The organism is Planktothrix sp. PCC 11201 (assembly GCF_900009135.1).
GTDB lineage: Bacteria > Cyanobacteriota > Cyanobacteriia > Cyanobacteriales > Microcoleaceae > Planktothrix.
In genome coordinates this window covers 309,021-330,817 of the sequence record NZ_LT797710.1, presented here as the reverse complement: position 1 = coordinate 330,817, position 21,797 = coordinate 309,021, and the positions used below count along the sequence as shown (strand labels likewise).

The following is a 21,797-nucleotide window of genomic DNA, read 5'->3' as shown; positions in this document are numbered from 1 at the left end:
GTAAATTAAAGTTCCCAATCTTCGATTTGCAAGTTGGGAACTCGGCTAAATTCTGTGGTATTGTGGGTCACTAGAACTAAATTGTTAGCTAAAGCGATCGCTGCAATTTGCAGATCATAGGGGCCAATCGGTGTTCCTAAAGCTGACAATTGGGCGCGAATTTGTCCAGCGATTGCGGCGGATTTTTCACTGAAATGTAAAATAGCAAATTGTTGAAAAAAACGTTTTAATATTGCTAAATTGCTCTCTATTTGGCTACTTCGATATGCACCATAATAAAGTTCAAACTGTACAACAGTACACAAATAAATCTCCCCTGGCTGTTGCAAAGCTAATCGGTGAGTTACGGCTAGATTACTATTATTCAGGAGTTTAATACAAACATTAGTATCGAGTAAGTAACTCAAAACAAATTCTCCCTAATTTCATATTGTCCTTGATTTTCTCGGACTAATGGTTCACCCACCCAGCCACCAATTACCTCCTCAAAAAACCCAGGTTGCCAATTTCCATGTTTCGGGGTTTCACTCTTAGCTTGAAAGATCACAATAGCTTCTAAATCTCTATCTTTAAATTCTGCTGGCATTTGTACCCGTAATATTCCATCCTCACCAATGTGTCCTTTGAACTGAATACTCTGCATTGCAGCCTCCGGGGTGAATCATGACCCAACTTAGTCTGTATTGTACTACGCGATTACGAATACCCTCAATAGGGACAAGTTGATTATGGACTTGCGATCGCACCCTAATCTTGTTAATATAGAGTGTTTGGGTTAAAAAAAATATAGGAACTGATCATGGCGAAGCGTACTCAAGTTGTTCTGACCAAAGATGTGATTAAACTGGGAAAAAATGGGGATCTCGTAGAAGTCGCCCCGGGTTATGCCCGTAACTATTTGCTCCCTCAGAGTATAGCAGTTCGGGCTACCCCCGGCATTCTCAGACAGGTAGAACGACGTCGGGAAGAAGAACGTCAACGGCAACTAGAACTGAAACAGCAAGCGGAAGCTCAGAAAAAAGCCCTGGAAGCGGTGGGTGTGTTCAAAATTGCCAAACAAGTTGGGGAAGAAAACGCAATTTTTGGAACCGTTACCGAAAAAGAATTAGCAGAATTGATTCAACAAGCAACGGGTCAAGAAGTTGATCGTCGGGAAATTACTCTCCCCAGTATCAGTAAATTAGGAACCTATAAAGCCAATATTAAGTTACATTCTGACGTGACGGCTGATGTAGAAGTTGAAGTGGTTTCTTTGTAAATTTCATCAATTTCAAAGGTTTTTTCCCTAAGCCCGAACTTGAGTTCAGGGCTTATTTTTGTTCTTGGGCTTTGAAATAATAATAAAGATTAGCAACCGTTAAATCAGGGACTTCTTGCCAGTTAGTCAGGGCAATTCCTTGAAAATTTATGGCGATCGCTCTTTGAGAAATATAGGATTCATACTCAAAGCGTAATTCCGGTTTAATTAAAAATTTGAGTTGATCTTTCAAAGCCACAAAATGGGATTGAGCTTTTAACTCTTGATAAAGTTCAAATGGCGATCGTTTTTGTAAAGCGTTAGATTCTTGCGATTGATTTAAACTAACAATATCAGTTACATCTAAATTGGCTAGTTTTTCTTGATCCTCAACCGATAAATTTTGTATAACTTTTAGATTATTCTTCCAGAAATCAATTAAAAGCATATCATGATTGATAATAGAGTTAATTCTGGGGAATATAAAGTCAATTTCTGCTTCCGATTGACAGGATTCTGTTAAGTATAGACAATCTTTGATAATTTTTTCTCTGAGGTGATTTAACTGAAAAATACAAGCCTCAAAATTATTTTGTAAAATATCAATTAAAGCCAAGGTTTGTTCAATCGCCCAAGCACATTCTAATCGCTTTAATTTTCCCGAAATCGAAGGACAAGAAATCAGTTCTTTATTGTTATAAATAGCTAAACAATTTTGTAAATCATTCCAAATAAAGTTTAATTTATCATTTCTATCTGTAGGATTTTTTATTATTAAAGCCGATGGCAGTCGATTATTATGCACGGATTGAAAGATGCCATAAGCATTTACAAACTGAACGCGGTGTATTTCTTGTTGGATTTCTTGACCCACTTGATTGATCGTTTTTAAAATTTCATCGCCTTGACTATTAATAATTAATTTTAAATCTGTGATCCCTTTTTCAAGTTCTAACTGAACTCGATCTAATTTTTGATCTAATTTGCGAGTTTGCTGCAAATTTTGTGCGGACAGTATTCCCAGTAAAGCAACACCAACTCCTAGGGTTGCTGTTGCCGACTCTAATATACTAGCTTTTTCCTGTAAGCTATCTACGCCCTTTTTCAGATAATCTAAGTCTCGATTAAGATTGTCAGATTCTACCTTACCTTGATAGGTTCTGACCCCAATTTTTGCGATAATTAATACCGTTCCGAGATAAGGAACAGCAGATGCAAAAGGAGTTGCTACATCTAAGGCAAAACCGACAGACTTTAACAAAGGCGCTAAATCTTGAGATTCCATAACTAAGTTAACCTGAGTGTCAGAAGTTAGTATAATTAATTATATCAGTGATATCTGTTCAAAGCTGTCTCTGATGGGAAAAAAAATATTGATCCAGGAATTAAATGTGATGAATGAATCTCTCAAAGCCTTTCTTGCTCTGAATCAAGCGGTTACACTAATCCATTCTAATGACAATCAATCCTTAGAGTTAAAACAGTCAGCAACCGATTTAAGCCAATCAATTCAACTCTGTACGGATGAAATGAGACGGTCTGCTGTTAAATTAGAACAATTACTAAAAAATTGTTATCGGGATTTAGATCAAGCTGAGGAAGTCTGGAATAGTAAAGCTGGAATTTTATCTATCCCTAAAGATGAAATTTGGGAACAGATCGCACAAATTAGTAATGTAGATATACGCATTCGTAATTTAAGAAAAAAATGCAAAACAGAAGTGATTAAAGAACTTAAAGAGTCATGGACGAATCGAGTTACAGAACTCAAAAGACAGTGGTTTACTGAAAAAAATACTGGTAAACCCAAACAAGAGGCAGGCTTATCAGATAAAGATGGTTTAATTAAGGATTTAGAACGAGAATTAGTTGATCAAAACCGTCAAATTATTCTGGCAATTCATCATAATTTAGAACTACTGGGTCAAGAATTTTCTATATTTAAAATTAATAAGTTAGACTCTCATGTTAGTTGTTTACCAAGCAAATACAAGAATAGTTTATTGTTTCAAATAAACTGCAATCATTATAGATTAAATTTATTTTTTAATTCTAAAGTGTCTATTTCTAATTCTTTGGCGAATTTAATAAAACCAAGTTGGGATTCTTTTTACAAAGATAGTTTTTTAGTTATTAAAAGAGATCGATTAGATGACTTTTCAAATACAGTTCTTTTATTTATAGAAAGTAGCTTTTTGCCACGGTTAGACGAGTGTTTCGATTTAGCTATATCAACTTTAATGTTTCATTTTACATTTTATGATGATTTATTAGAAAAACAAAATAGATATGAGCAAGAAATGCCTCAAAAATGGCAAGCTGAAAAACAATCTTTAGATCAACTTCGTTCACAAATTGATAAAGTTCAGACAGAAATTGATACGATTTTAAATTCTATTTCTACAAGTGAAAAATAACCGATAATTCCTAAATGTTGAAAATGAGTTTAGGGTCATATCGTGGATTGTGGCTCTGTCGATATTTGGTTTATTGATTACGAAATTATGGATTAGTTAGGCTGCATTAATCTGATAAATCCAGCTTGTATAAAATGACGATCTGATGTAAAAGCTGTTGTGATTTTTTCTTGCTGCATCACGGCAAAACTAATGCAGTCAGTTAACCCCCAATCTTTATCAGAATGTTGGTTATAAATTGCTAAACCTGCATCGAATAAACTTTGATTAACAGGAATAACTTTGATGGCTTGAGATTGTCTAATTGCTTTGAGTGTTGCATAAGTTTTTTGACGAATATTAATGCTAGATAAAGCATCAGCTACCTCTAATAAAATAAATTCTGTTGTCACTAAAAAAGTTTTATTTTGACGGAGCCTAGCCATTACTTCTTGTGCTTGTTCATGAAGATCATCCGTAGTATTAATTAATGCGATCCAAGCTGCACTATCCACAAAAACTTGATTAAATTTACTACTCATCTTGTTTTTGTTTTCCATACAAATAGTGATCATGCTGATGAGCTAAATCTCTGATACCCGTATCTACAGCATTTTCATTTAACGCCAACTCTAACGTATCCCAACCCGTTTCATACTCCTCCGAAGAAATATCAACTAATTGCTCCTGTTTTTCTGATTCCAAAAAAGTAATAATCACAGGATAGTTGTCAGGATAAGATATTGGTTGAATGGGATAAATTACCCCATTTCTGACAATTCCTTTAATAGATTGCATAAGCATTGTGTAAGATCAATAACTATTCTATAATAGAGTTTAACATAAAATGGTCTAATCGGCTTATTAACTAACTCATGCGATGAATGAACCTCAATTTTCCAATATTAGCGATCGCCTTCCCCCGCAAAATATAGAAGCAGAGGAAGCCATTTTAGGGGGCATTCTCCTTGATCCAGAAGCCATTAGTCGGGTAGCAGAATTATTACAACCAGAATCCTTTGTCCTCAAATCCCATCAAATTATTTATCGGGCAACTTTAACCCTACATTTTCAAGGAAAACCCACGGATTTAATGACTGTGGCTACTTGGTTAGCGGATCAAAATTTACTCGAACAAGTGGGGGGACAATTAAAATTAACTCAACTGGTAGATCGGACTGTTTCGGCGGTTAATATTGATCAATATGGCTTATTAATTTTAGATAAAAAAATCCGTCGTAGTCTGATTACCGGGGGACATAATATTATTGAATTAGCTTATGATACCAGCCAAGATTTAGAAACCGTTCTCGATAAAGCCGAACAACAAGTCTTTAATATTTCCCAAGTTCGACCCCAACAGGATTTAGTATCGATTGGAGAAACTTTAATTGATACCTTCCAAGAAATTGAAGACCGCAATGAAGGGATTTCTTTACCTGGTATTCCCTGCGGATTTTATGATTTAGATGCGATGACGGGAGGTTTTCAACGGTCTGATTTAATTATTATTGCGGGTCGGCCGTCCATGGGTAAATGTTTAAGTTTTGATAGTAAAATTGTTTTATCGGATGGGAGTGTTGTCACAATTGAAGATATTTATAATCGTCAAAAGGCTCAAGTTTTAACATTAGGAAATAATTGGAAATTTCAAATTACTGAACCTTCTGACTTTATTGATGATGGAATTAAACCCGTATTTAGAGTCACCACAAAACTAGGGCGTTTTGTAGAATCAACCCTCACCCATCCCTTTTTAACCATTCAAGGATGGCGACCGTTAGCAGAACTTCAACCTGGAGATAAAATTGCTGTTCCTCGTCAATTTAATAGTTTTGGAAATGAAAAATTACCTGAATATCAAGTTAAAATTTTAGGTTATTTACTAGGAGATGGAGGGTTGAAAAATAAAAATATTGTTTTAACCCATAATCATTACCAATGGTTAGAACAATTTGGACTATCAGCACCAGAATCTCATCAAAAAACCATTCCTGAAATTATCTTTAAATTAGAGCGATCGCAAATCGCCTTATTTCTAAATCGTCTATTTGCAACAGATGGTTGGGCAACAATATTAGCCAGTGGTCAATGTCAATTGGGTTATGCCAGTGTTAGTGAAGAATTAGCCCGACAAGTTCAACACTTATTATTACGATTTGGTGTTATTGCAACTTTGAAAAAGCGTTCTATTAAATATAAACAAACCAGACGAACAGCTTGGCAACTGGATATTACTGATGCTTTATCTATTAAAACCTTTATCTCAGAAATTGGGATTTTTAGTAAAGAAGAAACCCTTATAAAAATAGAAAAAGCGTTAATGAATAAACGCTATCAAACCAATCGAGATTTGATTCCCATAGAAATTTGGCAAGAAATCGCCACGGTTAAAGGCGATGAATCTTGGCAAAATTTAGCAAAAAGAGCCGGGATTCCGGGCTATAGTAATATTCATGTTGGTAAACGGCAATTATCACGGGAAAGGCTCTGGACTTTAGCTACTACTTTAGATCATTTACCCTTACAACAGTTAGCAACCAGTGAGATTTATTGGGATGAAATTGTCTCAATTGAATTTATGGGGGAAAAACAGGTTTATGACTTAACTATTCCTGAAACCCATAATTTTGTTGCAAATGATATCTGTGTTCATAATACCAGTTTTGCGGTCGGTTTAGGACATAATATTGCGAAGGGTCAAAAACTCCCCATTGCCGTGTTTAGTTTAGAAATGTCGAAAGGGCAATTAGTCCAAAGACTATTATCCAGTGAAGCAAAAATAGAAAGTAACCGTATTCGTTCCGGTAGAATTAGTCAATCGGAATGGGAACCTTTAACCATGGCAATTAGTTCCTTAGCAGAATTACCTATTTTTATTGATGATACCCCCAATATTACCGTCACCGAAATGCGTTCTAAAGCCCGAAGATTGCAAGCCGAAAATGGGGGGGTATTAGGCTTAATCTTAATCGATTATTTACAATTAATGGAAGGTGCTAGTGATAATCGAGTGCAGGAATTATCGAGAATTACCCGGTCATTAAAAGGATTAGCCAGAGAATTAAGTGTACCTGTAATTGCCCTATCCCAGTTAAGTCGTAGCGTTGAATCTCGAACCAATAAACGGCCGATGTTATCGGATTTAAGAGAATCTGGTTGTTTAACAGGTGATAGTCTAGTCACATTAGCAGATACTGGATTACAAGTACCTATTAAAGAATTAATCGGTAAATCTGGTTTTCCAGTTTGGGCATTAAATGAAAAAACAATGAAGCTAGAAATAGGAATTGTGAGTAATGCCTTTTCTACGGGTATAAAACCTGTATTTAGCTTAACAACTCGACTAGGAAGAAAAATTAGAGCCACAGCTAACCATAAATTCCTAACAATTCAGGGTTGGAAAAGACTGGATGAGTTCAATGGAGACTATCCTATTGCCTTACCTGGTTCTACGATAGAAAATAGTGATATTAACTGGGATGAAATAGTTTCAATTATACCTGATGGAGAAGAAGAAGTATTTGATTTAACAGTTCCTGGCTTGCATAATTTTGTAGCAAATAATATTATTGTTCACAATTCAATTGAACAAGATGCGGATTTAGTGATGATGATCTATCGAGATGACTATTATAATCCCGATACCCCAGACCGAGGAATTACCGAAATTATTATGGCTAAACATCGGAACGGCCCCACAGGAACCATTAAACTATTATTTGATCCTCAATTTACTAAATTCAGAAATCTAGCCAATCCTCGTTCGGGCTAAATTCATACACAGAAACCGGGTTTCTTCATATATATAATAACTAGAAACCCGGTTTATTGGAGCTTGTCTATAACTTTTAAGGATGAAATAATCAACCTGCTTTTAACAGTTCCACATCAAAAATTAATGTTGCATTCGGAGGAATGACACCCCCGGCACCGCGAGAACCATACCCTAATTCCGGTGGGATAATTAACTTGCGACGTCCGCCCACTTTCATACTCATAACGCCTTCATCCCAACCTTTAATTACTTGACCCATACCAATATTGAATTGAAAGGGTTGTCCGCGATCGCGAGAACTATCAAATTTTGCCCCATCGGTTAAAGTTCCCGTATAGTGAACCGTAACTTTTTGACCCTTGGTAGGAGAGTCACCGCTACCTACAGTTAAATCCACATACTGTAAACCGGAGTCCGTTGTAATTACTGTTTCTTCTGAATTTGTCATGTTTTGAGCAATAATAGTTTGAGCATTGGTAACAAGATCGGGTGCGAATAAAGGACTACTAGAAGTTGCTACCGTTTGTTGCACTGCAATCGGAGTATTTTGATTAACCGCTTGTGCCTGTTGTATTGATGTTGTAATTTGAGCTACAACTAACACGACCGTACAAACAATAATCACCCCTAAGCTAATTAGAATTTCTCGCAAAATTCATCCTCCTGCATCTAATGATGTACCTTTAGGATTGTTGTTTTAGGGAAAACCCAAGATTCAAGTTTGACATTATTTGGGAACTTTTTAACGCCAAAGACGATTTTCCAAGTCTCTGACCTGACGTTCCAGGCGGTCGAGGCGTCCGCGTAACTCATCAAGTTCCGACTGACGGGGAACCCCCACATCCTGCATTAAATTGCGGAATTGGCGCTGCATCAGGTCTTCTAAGCTAGTTTGATCGAGTTTGAGACCCTGCATCATGTCATCGACAAACTTTTTGGCTTGGTCTGTATTCATCGTCCCGTCTTTGACCCACTGATCGGTGGCTTCCTGTAATTTTTCCGCGACTAAGGAAGTTGTCCCGATCCCAATCATCAACAGTTGTCGGAGTAAATTATTTTGATTATCCATTGTTTCTAACCTGATTAGGCTGCTAAAGTGCAAATATAAAGCTAAGCTTTATGTTTAAACTGACTCACATTTTCTATCTTAACGTCGTGAGAGGACTCCCGCCACAGCGTTAGCTTGGCGGTGAGATGAATCACGACCAAAGAAAACATGAGCGATAGCGAATCCGATTTAATTTTCTGGAGTTGATTGTTGCTCAACATATTTTTTTAACTGTTCAACTGTAATACCACCACAACTAGCAACAAAATAAGAGCCTGTCCAAAAACAAGGTTTATTGTAGAAATACCTTGATGCCAACAAATTTGAGCGTTAAGTGTTATCTTATCAGAAGATGATTAAAATGTAGCAACAATGCTAAACGTTCTCAAGGTAAGATTATATCCAAATAAAGAACAAGAAGTAGCCTTAGCTAAAAACTTTGGCTGCTGTCGTTTTGTTTGGAATTATTACCTTGAGAAGACTAACAATCAGTATCAGGAAACAGGAAAAGGGTTGAATTATTGCGAGATGGCCAAAGATTTAACCCAACTTAAAAAGCTGCCTGATTACTTATTCCTACAAGAAGCTACTGCTGCTACATTACAGCAATCGTTAAAGAATTTAGAATCGGCTTTCAAGAACTTCTTTCAGAAAAGAGCCAAATTTCCTAAATTCAAAAGTAAGCATAAAAAACAATCAATTCGTTACCCAGAAAGTTGTTCAATCAAAGGAAACGGCGTAAAACTTCCCAAGTTAGGGATTATTAAAGCTAGAATCCCAAAAACAATTAGCAGTAAAATAAAATCTGTTACCGTTTCCAAAACAAGTACAGATAAATATTTTGCTGCTATTCTGTTTAAAACCGATGATTTAACCCTTGATAAAAACGGGAAAATCTCAGGGATTGATTTAGGGTTAACGAGTTTAGTAACAGTGTTTAATGGTGAAACTTACAGAAAAGTTGATCCAATTAAACCCACTAGAAAATACGCCAAGCGATTAAAAAGGAGGCAACAATTATTATCTCGAAAGACCAAAGGTTCTAATAACCGTAAAAAGCAAGTTAAAAGGGTTGCTAAGGTTCATGAAAAAATAGCAAATACTAGACAAGACTTTCTCCATAAAATCTCCAGAGAGTTAGTTGACGAGAACCAAGTCATTGTAGTGGAAAACCTTTGTATTAAAGGATTGGCTCGTACCAAATTGGCAAAATCCGTGTTGGATGCTGGATTTGGGATGTTGGTAAATTTCCTGGGCTACAAACTCGAAAGAGAAGGTGGAAAGTTAATTGAAGTTGACAGATTTTTCCCGAGCACAAAACTCTGTAATTGCTGCAAGTTTAAAAACAATTCATTAAATTTGAGTATTCGTGAATGGGTTTGTCCGAATTGCCAAATCTACCACGATAGAGATGAAAATGCAGCAAAAAACATCAGGGAAGAAGGCATGAGAATACTGTCAACAAATACTGTGGGACACACAGGAATCGAAGCTTGTGGAGAGGATGTAAGACTCGTTGGTGCTTGCACTAAAAAGCATTCTTCTGTGAAACAAGAATCCCCCGTCGAGCGCGTGAGCTTGACGGGGGAGTGTCAATTTGTGGTATTTTTCCCCAATTCGCCGATTCGATTTTTCTGGGTTTAAATCTTCAAAATGTCCCATTGTCCCCGTTGTCACCAACTTATTGACCCCCAGGCGCTGAGTTGTCCCCATTGTCAATATCAGCTTAAAGCCTTTGGACACCCCGGTATTCCCCTCTATCATTCGACGGGGAAGGAATATCTCTGTGAAACCTGTCTCTATCATGAAGATGATACCTGTAACTTTCCCCAACGTCCTTTGGCAAAGGAATGTACCCTTTATCAAAATCGTTCTGAACTGTTAATTTCTGATCCGATTAAATCTCAGCGAAGTATATCTGTTGCGTTCAGAAGTTGGCTTCAACGGAATATTATTTGGGTCGTTGTTTTAGGGTTATTAATTATTAGTTTTATTCTCACTATTTTATAACTCTTTTTGCATTAATTTTAAGCTCCTAATTTTTTATTACTGTAAATTTTCGCTAACAATCTAAACCCTGTAGGGGCGAGGCGCGCCTCGCCCCTACGTTGACGGTAAAATTTTACAGGGATGAATGTGATCGCATCTCCCAAATTTAAACCATTAAATCTTCAATGTCATCCTGAGGATAACGAAGTGAAGCCAGGGATCTCAAGGGTTATTTGCTGATAGCAGAAATCTCTATGAGATGCTTCACTACGCTGCGCTTTGTTCAGCATGACAAGGGGAAATCTATTAGGCTAATTTAGGAATAGGGATTCTTTTATCGGGATCGCAAATATTCCGAACTTCAGAAACAGGAATCAATAATCCTTCCTCTCCATTATTCATTGTTTTCAATTGAAATTGATGTTTTCGTGTTAATGCTAAAAGTTTTGAACGTTTGACTAATAGAATTTCTGAATCAGGAACAATAAATGCAAAATAATCAGCATTCGATTTATCACCCCAACCTGGATCACCTCGATGGTTTGTAATTTGAAAGAATAAATTCCCGTATTTTAGTGCTGAAGGCTGTTTTTTAACTTCAACTGAAATCGAACATTGATCAGGATCATAATATAATAGTATATCAATTTCTTGTTTTTGATAATCTGGACGATTAGAAACATCAACGATTAACGGATAATCTTGTCTTTTGAGTTGGTACTGATAGACATCTTCTGATTTAACTTGAGTAAAACCTAAGCAAATAAAAAATATAATCATTTGCCATTCTCCTTGTTTACCGATTGCAAGATTTTGAGAAAATTGGTCTAATTGAGACATAGAAGCTCCCGTCCAACATTGTTGGATTAATTTTTTTTTGCAACATGAATCATGAACGTTGAAATTAATTTCAGGCTACAGGCTGAAACCTTTAAACAGGTTGGAGTTAGCCGAATATTGCGATTTGCTTTTTCATCCCTGTAACAATTCAAAAATAGAATTTGGGAATGAACAAGCAAACCGCTTGACATTTGCCTAAAATTCAGATACGTTATTATCTGTTCTGTTTTTTGATAACTATCCAACAACATCCTAGAATCTGCACGAAATATAGGATGTTGGCTGTTTTTTTGTCATCGTTGTTCACTATAGCTTAAGTCTTTAATTTTCGCTAGTGTTTTTTCTATGCGATTTTGTTCTTGCGTAATTGTCTTTTGAATTTGCGTGAATAGCCTTGGTTTAGGGCGTTTAACTCTGTCAAGTGTCCAGTGTCAAGTTGGTTTAACATTTACGAGATGTTGAAGATATAACCTGAAAAATATTAGGTGGCAAGTTAACTTGACAAACAATATGAACGAATAAAAATTACGCAATTAATCAAATTCTGAATTATTGGGAGTTTACAAGACACCTGATGCCAAATTTCCACATTGTGTAACACGCATTGTAGTGTAATGTCACTTGACAATAATATAAAATAATAAAACTGATACCCCCCCCGTCACACACCTTAACAACCTTGACGTCCCTCCTTGCGGTAGGCTAGATCCAGTGACTTTATTAGCTTGTATTATCTCCTTAGTATGTCTGTATCTGCCCCGACTCGTACCGTCCGCATTGCATCGCGCAAAAGCCAACTCGCCCTAGTCCAAACCCATTGGGTACAGGGAGAACTTCAGAAACACTTCCCCGACATCACCTTTGAAGTGCAAACCATGTCCACCCAAGGGGATAACATCCTGGATGTCGCCCTGGCTAAAATTGGCGATAAGGGACTATTTACCAAAGAATTAGAAGTAGGAATGCTTGAGCGCAGCAGCGATATTGCAGTGCACTCCCTCAAGGACTTACCGACTCGACTTCCTGAAGGATTAATGTTAGGCTGTGTGAGCGAACGCGAAGATCCCGCCGATGCTTTAGTGGTTCATGAAAACCACAAAGATAAACAACTCGAAACCCTGCCACCGGGTGCTATTATTGGGACTTCTTCCCTGCGACGCCTCGCCCAACTTAGATATCATTATCCCCATTTAGAATTCAAAGATATTCGCGGCAACCTGAATACCCGGCTGCAAAAATTGGATAATGGAGAATATGATGCGATTATTCTGGCCGTTGCTGGGTTAATTCGTTTGGATATGAGTGATCGCATTCATCAAGTCATCGCCCCAGAAATTTCTCTCCACGCCGTCGGACAAGGCGCATTAGGAATAGAATGTCGAGAAGGAGATAGCGATATTCTGGATATTATTAAAGTCCTTGAACACACGCCCACCGCCCAAAGATGCTATGCTGAACGGGCATTTTTGCGCGAGTTAGAAGGGGGTTGTCAAGTTCCCATTGGGGTAAATACTGCTATTGAGGGCGACCAACTCACCTTAGTGGGAATGGTGGCTAGTCTTGATGGCAAGCGGTTAATTAAAGATACCGTAATTGGAAATACCACCGATGCGGAAGATTTAGGAATTCAACTCGCCCATAAACTCAAAGAACAAGGCGCCCAAGAAATTTTAAACGAAATCTTTGCTGAAATTCAGCGTAGTTAATTATTCTCCTTTTTGGGTGTTAATAGTTCTAAGAGGATTAAGCAGATTAACACAGATGAAAATCTGTGAAATCCGTGAAATCCTCTTAAATCCGTGATCCCATTACCTAACCCTAAATAAAATTATGTCTGAATATCCTGAAGCCTTTAAAACTGCTTTAAAATTCACCTTAAAATGGGAAGCTGGTGTCGGCGATACTAGAGATTTAGCAGGTACAGTTAATTATGGGATTTCTCAACCCACCTATGATACCTATTTACGGGTAAAAAACTTACCCTCTAAGTCGGTATTACAAATTACCCCAACCGAAGTAGAACAGGTTTATTATGAACAATATTGGAAACCCTGTTTAGCAGATTTCATGGTGTTACCCTTAGCCGTAGCCCATTTTGATACCGCCGTTAATTTTAGTGTCAAAGGCAGTTTAGAATTTCTCCAAGAAGCCATTGGCGGGTTAACAATTGATGGAAATTTTGGGGCTAAATCAAAAACCGCATTAGAAAAAGCCAATAATTTACAAACCGCCCAACGCTATTGTCAAAATCGAATTGACTATCGGTATCAACGGGTAAAAGCTAACCCCAGTCAAGAAGTTTTCTTGGCTGGATGGTTACGACGAGATCAGGATTTATTGCGCTATGTAAATGAATTAGGCGGATTAACAACACCCCAACCAACCGCAAAACCCGTCAGTCAAACGGAAATATTGAGTAAAGTAGAACAGGCTATTCAGTTATTACAAGAAGCTGTGGATTTACTCAAAAAACAATAACTATATATGAACAAACCTTTAAAATTATTATTCGTATCAACTTCCGTTTGGCCATTAGGGTCGGGGTTGGCAGGAGGTGTGGAATTAACGATATTAAATCTGGCAAAGATTTTGCGAAAACGGGGTCATAAAATTACAATTGTTGCCCCGGAAACCTCTAAATTAGAATCATTTTCAATAGTAGAAATTTCAGGAGAATTACAAACCTCAGCCCAAACCCAAAGTCGTCAAGATCCGGTAATTTTATCCAATAATTCCGTATTAGCTAATATGTGGAATTATACCATAAAAGTAGCGGATCAGTATGATATAATTATGAATTTTGCTTATGATTGGTTGCCTTTATTTCTGACTCCTTTTTTTCCAGGTAAATTAATCCATTTAATTACTATGGGATCTTTAACCGATATCATGGATAGGGCTGTTCAAGACGTGATCCAACAATGTCCTAATTCTATCGCATTTTATAGCCATAGTCAAGCCGAAACCTTTGGTTTAAAAGCGGGTTATTTTTGTTTAAGTAGTGCTATTGAATTATCTCAATATTGTTTTTGCAGTCAACCCCAAAATCAATTGGCTTGGGTCGGTAGAATTTCCCCAGAAAAAGGTTTAGAAGATGCGGTGGCTGCTTCAGTTAAAACCGGAATTCCCTTAATGATTATGGGTAAAATTCAAGACCCCGTTTATTGGCAAACTATTCTGAATAATTATATCGATGCTCCCATAGAATATTTAGGCTTTTTATCAACCGAAAAACTTCAAGAGAAACTGGGTCAATGTCGGGCTTTACTCATGACCCATCGCTGGATAGAAGCCTTTGGAAATGTGGCTATTGAAGCCTTAGCCTGTGGTGTTCCGGTGATCTCCTATCGTCGAGGGGGGCCAACAGAAATTATTCGAGATGGAGTTACAGGTTGGTTAGTGGAACCGGATAATATTAATCAGTTAGTTCATGCTATCCAAAATATAGATAAAATTGACCGTTCTGTGTGTCGTCAACAGGCGGAAACCGAATATTCTTTAAATAGGTTAGGCGATCGCATAGAACAATGGTTGTTGCAAATTCTTTCGTAGTAAGCCCTTCAGGGCTTTCATATTATTTTATATCAAAAAACAATCAATTATGAGCAATTTTCAAGGATTAAAACCCGGAGATAAATTAAGAGTAATTACCCCCAGTGGGGCACTAAGAGAATGGGAAAGGTTTGAAGCTGGGGTTGAAATTTGGCGATCGCACGGTTATAATATTCAATTAACATCGGGTTTTGATCAAGTTACAGGTTATTTAGCTGGAACCGATGAAAACCGCCGACAACAGCTAATAGAAGCCTTAAACGACCCCAATTGTCGCGGTATTTTATGCGCTAGGGGCGGGTTTGGATCAACTCGATTATTAGAAGGTTGGAAATGGGAAAATATCACCCCAATTTCCCCAAATCCTAAATTTTTAATCGGATTTTCTGATATCACCGGACTATTATGGGCGTTTGCCAATCACCCCCAAATTATCGGGATTCATGGCCCCGTTATTACCACCTTAGCCACTGAACCCGACTGGTCAATTCAACGTTTATTTAAAGGAATAGAAACGGGATTTTTTGATACTTTACAAGGAGAAGGTTGGGGAAAAAACAAGGTTTCTGGTCGATTATTTCCCGCGAATTTAACCGTAGCAACCCATTTATTAGGAACAACCTACCAACCGGATTTAACCGATACTATTCTTGCTTTTGAAGATGTGAATGAAGAACCCTATCGTTTGGATCGAATGTTAACCTATTGGCGCATGGTCGGAGGGTTTAAAGGCGTTAAAGGAATTGCCTTGGGACGATTTAGTAATTGTGATGTTAAAGGGAATAATCATAGTTTTACCCTAGAAGAAGTATTCCGCGATCGCTTAGGAGATTTAGGTATTCCCATTGTCTCTAATTTACCTTTTGGTCATCAAGGATCTAATCCTATTTTACCCGTTGGTAGGGTGGTTAATCTGGATGGAGAAAAAGGAACATTGAGTTGGAGTTAGAGCTAAGTCTAATTTAACCACAAAGACACAAAGAAGTTATTGTAAACATTATAAATCCCTGTAGGGGTTGGGTCTTCCAACCCTCTTTGCACCTGGGTTGAAAGACCCAACTCCTACGATAAAATGTTACAAACTCTCCTGATAATTTTTAATAGACTGTGCTAAAATAAAAACGACTTGAATCAAATTTCTGTATTCACTAAAACTCAGTGAAATCAGTGTTTCCCTTCTTTTGGTTGATTAAAGATGAATATTATTGAATTTTTTGAATTAAGTGCTGGGAAATGGTTTTCTCAACGCACTTTACACAATTTAAAATCAGGACAATTACAGGCGGGTAAGTCTAATCTGATTATTGAGAGTTTACCCCAAACCGATGCTAAAGTTGTTCAGCTTTGTCAACAACATGATATTGATCCAACGACTATTTCTGGGGGGTTTCGCTCCACTTGGGATGGCACAACAGAAGGCAACTCCAATCAACAAAAAGGCTCGGCTATTTTAGTTCCAATTATTAATCCTGACCATCCCCAAACCGGTCAATTACTCCAAGCCCAAGGCACTAACCCCAATCAATCTCTATCGGGACGCTATAATCTGGGAGAGGATGAAGTGTTAACCGTAATCACAGAAACTCCTAACTTGTATGTAGAAGAACGGTTATGGTATTTAATGCCCAATCTGAGATTAAGAACCAGCATTGTTAAAAATAATATGGGGTTAACTCAGGCTTCTTTTTGTTCAGAAATTCGCATGGGAGTCAAATAATATTAAGGCGAGTTCGTTTAACCTAAAATTCGTAAACTCGCCCCACTCAACAACAAAGGTGTTTACAACTTCTTCGTGTCTTTGTGGTTAAACTAATCTTAACCCCGATCAAGATAACAACACCAACTATTATTTCTAATTCTTCCTAGAAGCTAGAGCAAAACTAACTATTTTCCAAGGAGAGATAAAAGCAGTTGTTTCCTGGGGTTGTTCTAATAGATTGACCGAATAATCTATAGTTAATCCCAGATTATTCTGTAATTCTAACATAGTTGATTCTCCCTCACATTCATAACATCTTAAAATCCAGTGTTGGGAGTTAGTTTCTGACTGTTTAAATGCCATTAAAATTAAATGATCAGACCCTAACTCTAGGAAACTCTGGCCACCGAATGATTCTAAATTAGTGGTTGAAGGTCGGGGGGGATAGACTTTAACCTGTAAAGGACGATTGAATTCGTAACCTTTTTGGACGGTTTTTGCTTGTTTCCAATCTCCTCCATGGGGATAAATGGTATAACTAAATTGATGCCATCCTAAATCCGCTTCTGGGTCAGGCCAGGTTGAACCTCTTAATAATGTTAATCGCAGTTGATCGGGTTGAGCATCATAACCATATTTGCTATCATTTAATAGGCTAATTCCATAATCAGGTGTACTAATATCTGCCCAATGAATTGCCGGAACTTCCCATTTCGCTTTTTCTTGATCGGTTTGGGGGTTAGTAGGTCGTTGAATCACTCCACAGGGTATTTCATAACTGGCAAAATCCGCCGTAATTGTTAGGGGAAAAGCGACCTTAATTAAAGTATGACGTTCTTGCCAATTAACAGTGGTTTCTATTTTTAACAGGGGTGAATCTTGTTCTAAAATATAATCTTGGCAAAACTCTGATTGATTTAACCGTTTAACAATTCTCAATCGCCAAACTATCGGCCCCGATTCTATCCATTCAATTGATTGTAATTGCGGTAAATCTAAAGGATATTGTTGATAATTGGGGTTAATATTCCACCCATCCCAATATTGTCCCGAATCTTCAAAGGCTTGTAGTTGATTTCCCTGTCCTGGTTTGAGGATGTTTCTTTGATGAATTAAGTCGAAAACCTGTTCTAAATTTCCAGTTTCCCTATCTACAATTACCCGCAAAATATCGTTTTCAAAGCTAATATTTTTAGGTTCTAACTGATAATATTTGACAACCTCGTTTTTTTCTGCTATACTTTCAGTAGAATTGGGAATAGGTGTGCCAATATAAGGGTATTTCTGCGAGATTTCAAGGGTTTCAGCCTGTTTGCGCCCCAACCAATACACCTGATATCCCAGACCCGGAACATTTTTTGCCAGGAATAGCAGTTGCGGGTTTTCCGACCCTGACCCCCGTAGTTGGGCGGTTTGGGGCATTCCCTGGTGATCATAAATTTGCCAAGGGCTATCGGAATTAGGAATAGGCACAGCCACGACTTCTGAGCGCGACCAGTTCAGGGAATTAAAGATAAAAATGGGTTGGGCGTCGAGTTGGGAGGGGAAGTTAACAGGAATAGAAGCAACAAGGGCATCGAAGGACTGGTGGAGAATTTCCTGGGCGGTTTTGATGGCGGTTTCCCAGTCTTGATTTGCCTGTTCGTAGACCGCAGCAATGGCAGATCCGGGCAGGATATCGTGAAATTGGTTTAATAAAATCTGCTTCCAAGCGGTTTCTATTTCCCCTTGGGGATAAATAGAACCGGAGTAAAGGGTGGCGATGGTGGCAAATAGTTCTGCTTCATATAATAAGGTTTCCCCCCGACGATTAAACCGTTTTTGATCGGCGTGGGTCGTATAGCAACCCCGATGGAATTCTAAGTATAATTCATCCTGCCAGATCGGAAGTTTTGAGGGGGCATTATTTAGGACTTCTGTTAAATATTCTGTCACCTTTTGAAACCTAAACTCTGGAAAAATAGCAGATTGATTCCAGCGTCGAGTTATTTCTAACATATCACGGGTCGGCCCGCCTCCATGATCACCCACTCCGGGCAACCATAAACTGTGATTTAATCCCGTTTGGGTTTTCCATTCCCGAGCATATTTAAATATTTTCACCGGGTCAACCCGCTCTCCAATTAAAGCGGTCATGAAACTAACAATTTTTGTGCCATCTAACCCTTGCCATTCAAACAACCCGTAGGGAAATTTAGTTGTATCATTCCAGCGTAGTTTTTGGGTAATAAAATAATCAATACCGCCCTGTTGGAATATTTGGGGTAATTGCCAACAGAAACCAAAGGTATCGGGTAGCCAAGCGACGGTGGAAAGTTGACCAATTTTTTCTAAAACATATCGCTGTCCGTATAAGACCTGACGGACGATAGATTCTCCATTAATAATATTCAATTCCGGTTCTACCCAGAGTCCGGCGGCAATTTCCCAGATGCCTTTTTGAATATTATCTTGAATTTGACTAAATAAATCGGGACGATGTTTTTCTATCCATTCATAGAGAATAGGGGAGGAATGACAGAAGATTAATTCAGGAAAGTCTGTTTGTAATTGCAAAACTGACTCAAAGGTTTTCTGCGCGACTATCCAAGTTTCTGTTATCGGCCATAGCCAAGCCAAATCTAAATGGGCGTGACCGAGTAAGGAAATTTGATAGGAGTCTAATTTAGGAATAACTGATTTTAATATCCGACGAACTTGGATGAGGCTATTTTCAAATTCACTAAGATATTCGGGGAGGATATAGCCAGAAATGATATCTAAAGTTTTCCCTAGGGAAATTAAGTCGGTTTCTAGGTCGGTTTGCTGATTTTCCCCGGCTAAAAATAGTCCTAAAATTTCTAACTCGTCAGCTAAGAAACTCGGATCAATTTTCGAGGTGTCCGAAACTTCATACCAACAGAAAGAACTAACCACTGCTCCGGCGTCGTGACCCGGACTAATTAAAAATAACTCTATTTCAAATTCATCTCCTGGCTGTACCGCCGAACTTAATAAAATTCTGGTATAACTATCAAACAAATCTCCAGCTTGTACAAATTGATGATTAATATAGATTTGAGCATCCTGAGCCCACCAACTTAAGACTAATCTTAAAGTTAAACCCGTTAACGGATAACCTTGTAAGGGAACTATAATTTTTTGTCTTAATTTCAAAACCTGTTTTCCCGCCACCCAAGGAATATGTCCTTTTTCATTGATTTCAACTGGGTTGGAAGACTCCCCAGGGTTGATAACTTGCCAATGGGGTTGGATATTAATTTGAGTCAACAGACGTAACCGTTGAGCAACTTCTGAAATCTGTAATTGGAGGGTAGGGGTAGAAAAAGACATTTACTGTTATAGTGAATAGGGGAGAATATCGCTCATACTTAATATAACCATGTCTGTTGCTGACTCCGTGCCATATAAAAGTCGATTCTTTAATTTTATCTCTGAGGCGACGCAGAAATTTACCGACCAGAGCAGTCGCACTTGGCGCTATTTTAAGTTCGCCACTGAGATCGCCCTGCAAACAGCACTATATCCAGTTTATTTTATCCTGCAAACCGTTCGAGTCACTACCCAAAAATTAGGCACGGCGATTAAACAGCATTTACCCCAACTCAATTCTGAGGTCAAGTCCCAACCTCCTAATGTTGATGCTCCTATTATTCATATTCTAAATACCGTTACCACCGAAACCGCATCTCTATTGGAAAATTCGATAGCCTCCCAACCCGCAGCAGGAGAAATTCAAGGCGTAGCTAGTCAAATTGATTCCCAAACCTTAGTCTTAGTTCAAAAAGATAATCAAATTTTAGATAGTCTCACCGTTGAACAACAACATCAACTTCAACAACGAATTAGTTTAGAAGTCGCAAACTATCACTATTGTTATCGAAATTCATCACAACATCCCAAACCCTTTCAACCCCAGTTACAACCTTTTAGTCATCCTATTCATGTTGTATCTCCGATTCGGGGGTTTTGGCAAGTATTATGTTGGGTACAAACCAGTCCCGTCGCCGTTAAAATTAATTGTTTTGGAGAATCTAATTTTGTTGAGTCGGTTTCTTTCCCCCAGCCTTCCCCTACTTTTATTCATACCCTAGATTCGGCGATCGCGCAAGTCGAGGATTATTCGATTATTCCCCTCTCCCAAGCGACCCATAGCTTAGTCAAACAAAGTCAAACCCTAGGAAAAACCGTAATTCAAACTTGGCAATATCCCCATTTATCTGTCAAATCAGCATCTTCCTTAGAACCGGGTTTTGATCAATATTTCTATAAGGTTCAGTCCCTAATTCTGGCAGCAATTGATTATTTTTTCCAAGACCATCAGCATACTATTAATTCTGAGCCTATCTCCGAAGAATATTCCGGGGTAATTTCCGCTTCAAAATCTTCCTCCCCAGAAGACCCCTGGTTAACTATTGATACTCGAACAAATAATATCTTATCCAAACTCAAGAAACCTAAAACCCAGAATAACCCTATCGAAAACCATAGGATTTTTCAAAAAGTTCAATCTTCCTTAAACCCCTTTTCAACACAAACAACCCCCGAAAAGATCGGTTTAATTTCTGAAGTTCCCCAAAATACCTTGACAAAAACGCCCAACCGTGTTAACAACCCCAAAAAAAACGCGACTGCTCCATCTTCCCCCGACTGGCTAGAAGCCCAGGTGACATCAACCGGATATATTAAACATCCCCTAGAGAAGATTTTAGGATGGTTAGATCAAATTATGGTTAAAGTTGAGGAGGCGATCGCTAAAACTTGGTATTGGTTAACTCATTATGAGTAATGGGGAATGGGGAATGGGGAATGGGGAATGGGGAATGGGGAATGGGGAATGGGGAATGGGGAATGGGGAATGGGGAATGGGGAATGGGGAATGGGGAATGGGGAATGGGGAATGGGGAATGGGGAATGGGGAATGGGGAATGGGGAATGGGGAATGGGGAATGGGGAATGGGGAATGGGGAATGGGGAATGGGGAATGGGGAATGGGGAATGGGGAATGGGGAATGGGGAATGGGGAATGGGGAATGGGGAATGGGGAATGGGGAATGGGGAATGGGGAATGGGGAATGGGGAATGGGGAATGGGGAATGGGGAATGGGGAATGGGGAATGGGGAATGGGGAATGGGGAATGGGGAATGGGGAATGGGGAATGGGGAATGGGGAATGGGGAATGGGGAATGGGGAATGGGGAATGGGGAATGGGGAATAGTAAGAACACTGTACCGTAATTGTTCCAACCGTTCTAGCT

At 38.4% G+C, this 21,797-nt stretch carries 21 protein-coding genes and 1 pseudogene; 12 read left to right on the top strand and 10 right to left on the bottom strand.

Annotated features, from left to right (window positions below; all coding sequences use genetic code 11):
- Positions 1–5: 5 nt before the first annotated feature.
- On the bottom strand, positions 6–407 hold the full coding sequence (locus PL11201_RS20810) for a type II toxin-antitoxin system tRNA(fMet)-specific endonuclease VapC (protein ID WP_079680771.1): 402 nt from the start codon (positions 405–407) through the stop codon (positions 6–8).
- Positions 404–643, bottom strand: coding sequence for a hypothetical protein (locus tag PL11201_RS20805; RefSeq protein WP_079680770.1), 240 nt, complete (start codon positions 641–643; stop codon positions 404–406). The genes PL11201_RS20810 and PL11201_RS20805 overlap by 4 nt, the downstream gene beginning before the upstream one ends.
- Positions 644–799: 156 nt before the next feature.
- Here PL11201_RS20805 and rplI point away from each other — a divergent pair, with 156 nt between their 5' ends.
- Positions 800–1,258, top strand: coding sequence for a 50S ribosomal protein L9 (gene rplI, locus PL11201_RS20800; protein WP_079680769.1), 459 nt, complete (start codon positions 800–802; stop codon positions 1,256–1,258).
- A 52-nt stretch (positions 1,259–1,310) separates the two neighbouring features.
- On the opposite strand, the gene PL11201_RS20795 is transcribed toward rplI, so the two are convergent.
- Complete coding sequence (locus PL11201_RS20795) at positions 1,311–2,522, bottom strand: hypothetical protein (RefSeq protein WP_079680768.1); 1,212 nt, start codon at positions 2,520–2,522, stop codon at positions 1,311–1,313.
- A gap of 109 nt (positions 2,523–2,631) precedes the next feature.
- Here PL11201_RS20795 and PL11201_RS20790 point away from each other — a divergent pair, with 109 nt between their 5' ends.
- On the top strand, positions 2,632–3,654 hold the full coding sequence (locus PL11201_RS20790; protein ID WP_144017839.1) for a hypothetical protein: 1,023 nt from the start codon (positions 2,632–2,634) through the stop codon (positions 3,652–3,654).
- Between the two features lie 92 nt (positions 3,655–3,746).
- On the opposite strand, the gene PL11201_RS20785 is transcribed toward PL11201_RS20790, so the two are convergent.
- On the bottom strand, positions 3,747–4,175 hold the full coding sequence (locus tag PL11201_RS20785; protein ID WP_079680766.1) for a type II toxin-antitoxin system VapC family toxin: 429 nt from the start codon (positions 4,173–4,175) through the stop codon (positions 3,747–3,749).
- Positions 4,168–4,431 carry a hypothetical protein gene (locus PL11201_RS20780; protein WP_079681051.1) on the bottom strand — a complete coding sequence of 88 codons (264 nt, stop codon included), beginning with the start codon at positions 4,429–4,431 and terminating at the stop codon, positions 4,168–4,170. Before PL11201_RS20780 ends, PL11201_RS20785 begins: the two co-directional genes overlap by 8 nt.
- Before the next feature lie 82 nt (positions 4,432–4,513).
- On the opposite strand from PL11201_RS20780, the gene dnaB reads away from it, so the two are divergent.
- Entirely contained in the window at positions 4,514–7,408 is a 2,895-nt protein-coding gene (gene dnaB, locus PL11201_RS20775; RefSeq protein WP_079680765.1) for a replicative DNA helicase, read from the top strand.
- 91 nt (positions 7,409–7,499) lie between these two features.
- Here dnaB and PL11201_RS20770 read toward each other — a convergent pair whose 3' ends face one another.
- From PL11201_RS20770 to PL11201_RS20760, 3 genes and pseudogenes are all read right to left on the bottom strand, one after another.
- Complete coding sequence (locus PL11201_RS20770; RefSeq protein WP_079680764.1) at positions 7,500–8,063, bottom strand: FKBP-type peptidyl-prolyl cis-trans isomerase; 564 nt, start codon at positions 8,061–8,063, stop codon at positions 7,500–7,502.
- A 90-nt stretch (positions 8,064–8,153) separates the two neighbouring features.
- Positions 8,154–8,480 carry a phasin family protein gene (locus PL11201_RS20765; RefSeq protein WP_079680763.1) on the bottom strand — a complete coding sequence of 109 codons (327 nt, stop codon included), beginning with the start codon at positions 8,478–8,480 and terminating at the stop codon, positions 8,154–8,156.
- Between the two features lie 168 nt (positions 8,481–8,648).
- Positions 8,649–8,762: pseudogene (locus PL11201_RS20760) on the bottom strand (transposase); the annotation flags it as partial.
- A gap of 69 nt (positions 8,763–8,831) precedes the next feature.
- On the opposite strand from PL11201_RS20760, the gene PL11201_RS20755 reads away from it, so the two are divergent.
- Together PL11201_RS20755 and PL11201_RS20750 are read left to right on the top strand one after the other, a co-directional pair.
- On the top strand, positions 8,832–10,103 hold the full coding sequence (locus PL11201_RS20755) for an RNA-guided endonuclease InsQ/TnpB family protein (RefSeq protein WP_079680762.1): 1,272 nt from the start codon (positions 8,832–8,834) through the stop codon (positions 10,101–10,103).
- A gap of 9 nt (positions 10,104–10,112) precedes the next feature.
- Positions 10,113–10,469 (top strand): zinc ribbon domain-containing protein, encoded by a 357-nt coding sequence (locus PL11201_RS20750; RefSeq protein WP_079680761.1) that lies wholly within the window; start codon positions 10,113–10,115, stop codon positions 10,467–10,469.
- Positions 10,470–10,754: 285 nt separating this feature from the next.
- Here the strand turns inward: PL11201_RS20750 and PL11201_RS20745 are convergent, their stop codons facing one another.
- Positions 10,755–11,288, bottom strand: a complete 534-nt coding sequence (locus PL11201_RS20745; RefSeq protein WP_079680760.1) for a hypothetical protein — start codon at positions 11,286–11,288, stop codon at positions 10,755–10,757.
- A gap of 743 nt (positions 11,289–12,031) precedes the next feature.
- Between PL11201_RS20745 and hemC the strand changes: the two genes are divergently transcribed.
- The 5 genes from hemC to PL11201_RS20720 all read left to right on the top strand — a co-directional run bounded on the left by hemC (position 12,032) and on the right by PL11201_RS20720 (position 16,557).
- Positions 12,032–12,994, top strand: coding sequence for a hydroxymethylbilane synthase (gene hemC, locus PL11201_RS20740; RefSeq protein ID WP_079680759.1), 963 nt, complete (start codon positions 12,032–12,034; stop codon positions 12,992–12,994).
- A gap of 124 nt (positions 12,995–13,118) precedes the next feature.
- Positions 13,119–13,766 (top strand): glycoside hydrolase family 108 protein, encoded by a 648-nt coding sequence (locus PL11201_RS20735; RefSeq protein ID WP_079680758.1) that lies wholly within the window; start codon positions 13,119–13,121, stop codon positions 13,764–13,766.
- 6 nt (positions 13,767–13,772) lie between these two features.
- Positions 13,773–14,840 (top strand): glycosyltransferase family 4 protein, encoded by a 1,068-nt coding sequence (locus PL11201_RS20730; RefSeq protein ID WP_079680757.1) that lies wholly within the window; start codon positions 13,773–13,775, stop codon positions 14,838–14,840.
- Positions 14,841–14,889: 49 nt separating this feature from the next.
- Positions 14,890–15,789 (top strand): S66 peptidase family protein, encoded by a 900-nt coding sequence (locus tag PL11201_RS20725; protein WP_079680756.1) that lies wholly within the window; start codon positions 14,890–14,892, stop codon positions 15,787–15,789.
- Positions 15,790–16,035: 246 nt separating this feature from the next.
- The gene (locus tag PL11201_RS20720; protein WP_079680755.1) at positions 16,036–16,557 is read left to right on the top strand and encodes a phycobiliprotein lyase; all 522 of its coding nucleotides are present in this window, start codon (positions 16,036–16,038) and stop codon (positions 16,555–16,557) included.
- A gap of 135 nt (positions 16,558–16,692) precedes the next feature.
- On the opposite strand, the gene PL11201_RS20715 is transcribed toward PL11201_RS20720, so the two are convergent.
- Positions 16,693–19,872 (bottom strand): alpha-mannosidase, encoded by a 3,180-nt coding sequence (locus PL11201_RS20715; protein WP_079680754.1) that lies wholly within the window; start codon positions 19,870–19,872, stop codon positions 16,693–16,695.
- Between the two features lie 49 nt (positions 19,873–19,921).
- On the opposite strand from PL11201_RS20715, the gene PL11201_RS20710 reads away from it, so the two are divergent.
- Together PL11201_RS20710 and PL11201_RS20705 are read left to right on the top strand one after the other, a co-directional pair.
- On the top strand, positions 19,922–21,328 hold the full coding sequence (locus PL11201_RS20710) for a hypothetical protein (RefSeq protein WP_079680753.1): 1,407 nt from the start codon (positions 19,922–19,924) through the stop codon (positions 21,326–21,328).
- Positions 21,321–21,758 (top strand): hypothetical protein, encoded by a 438-nt coding sequence (locus PL11201_RS20705; protein ID WP_079680752.1) that lies wholly within the window; start codon positions 21,321–21,323, stop codon positions 21,756–21,758. Before PL11201_RS20710 ends, PL11201_RS20705 begins: the two co-directional genes overlap by 8 nt.
- Positions 21,759–21,797 lie beyond the last annotated feature (39 nt).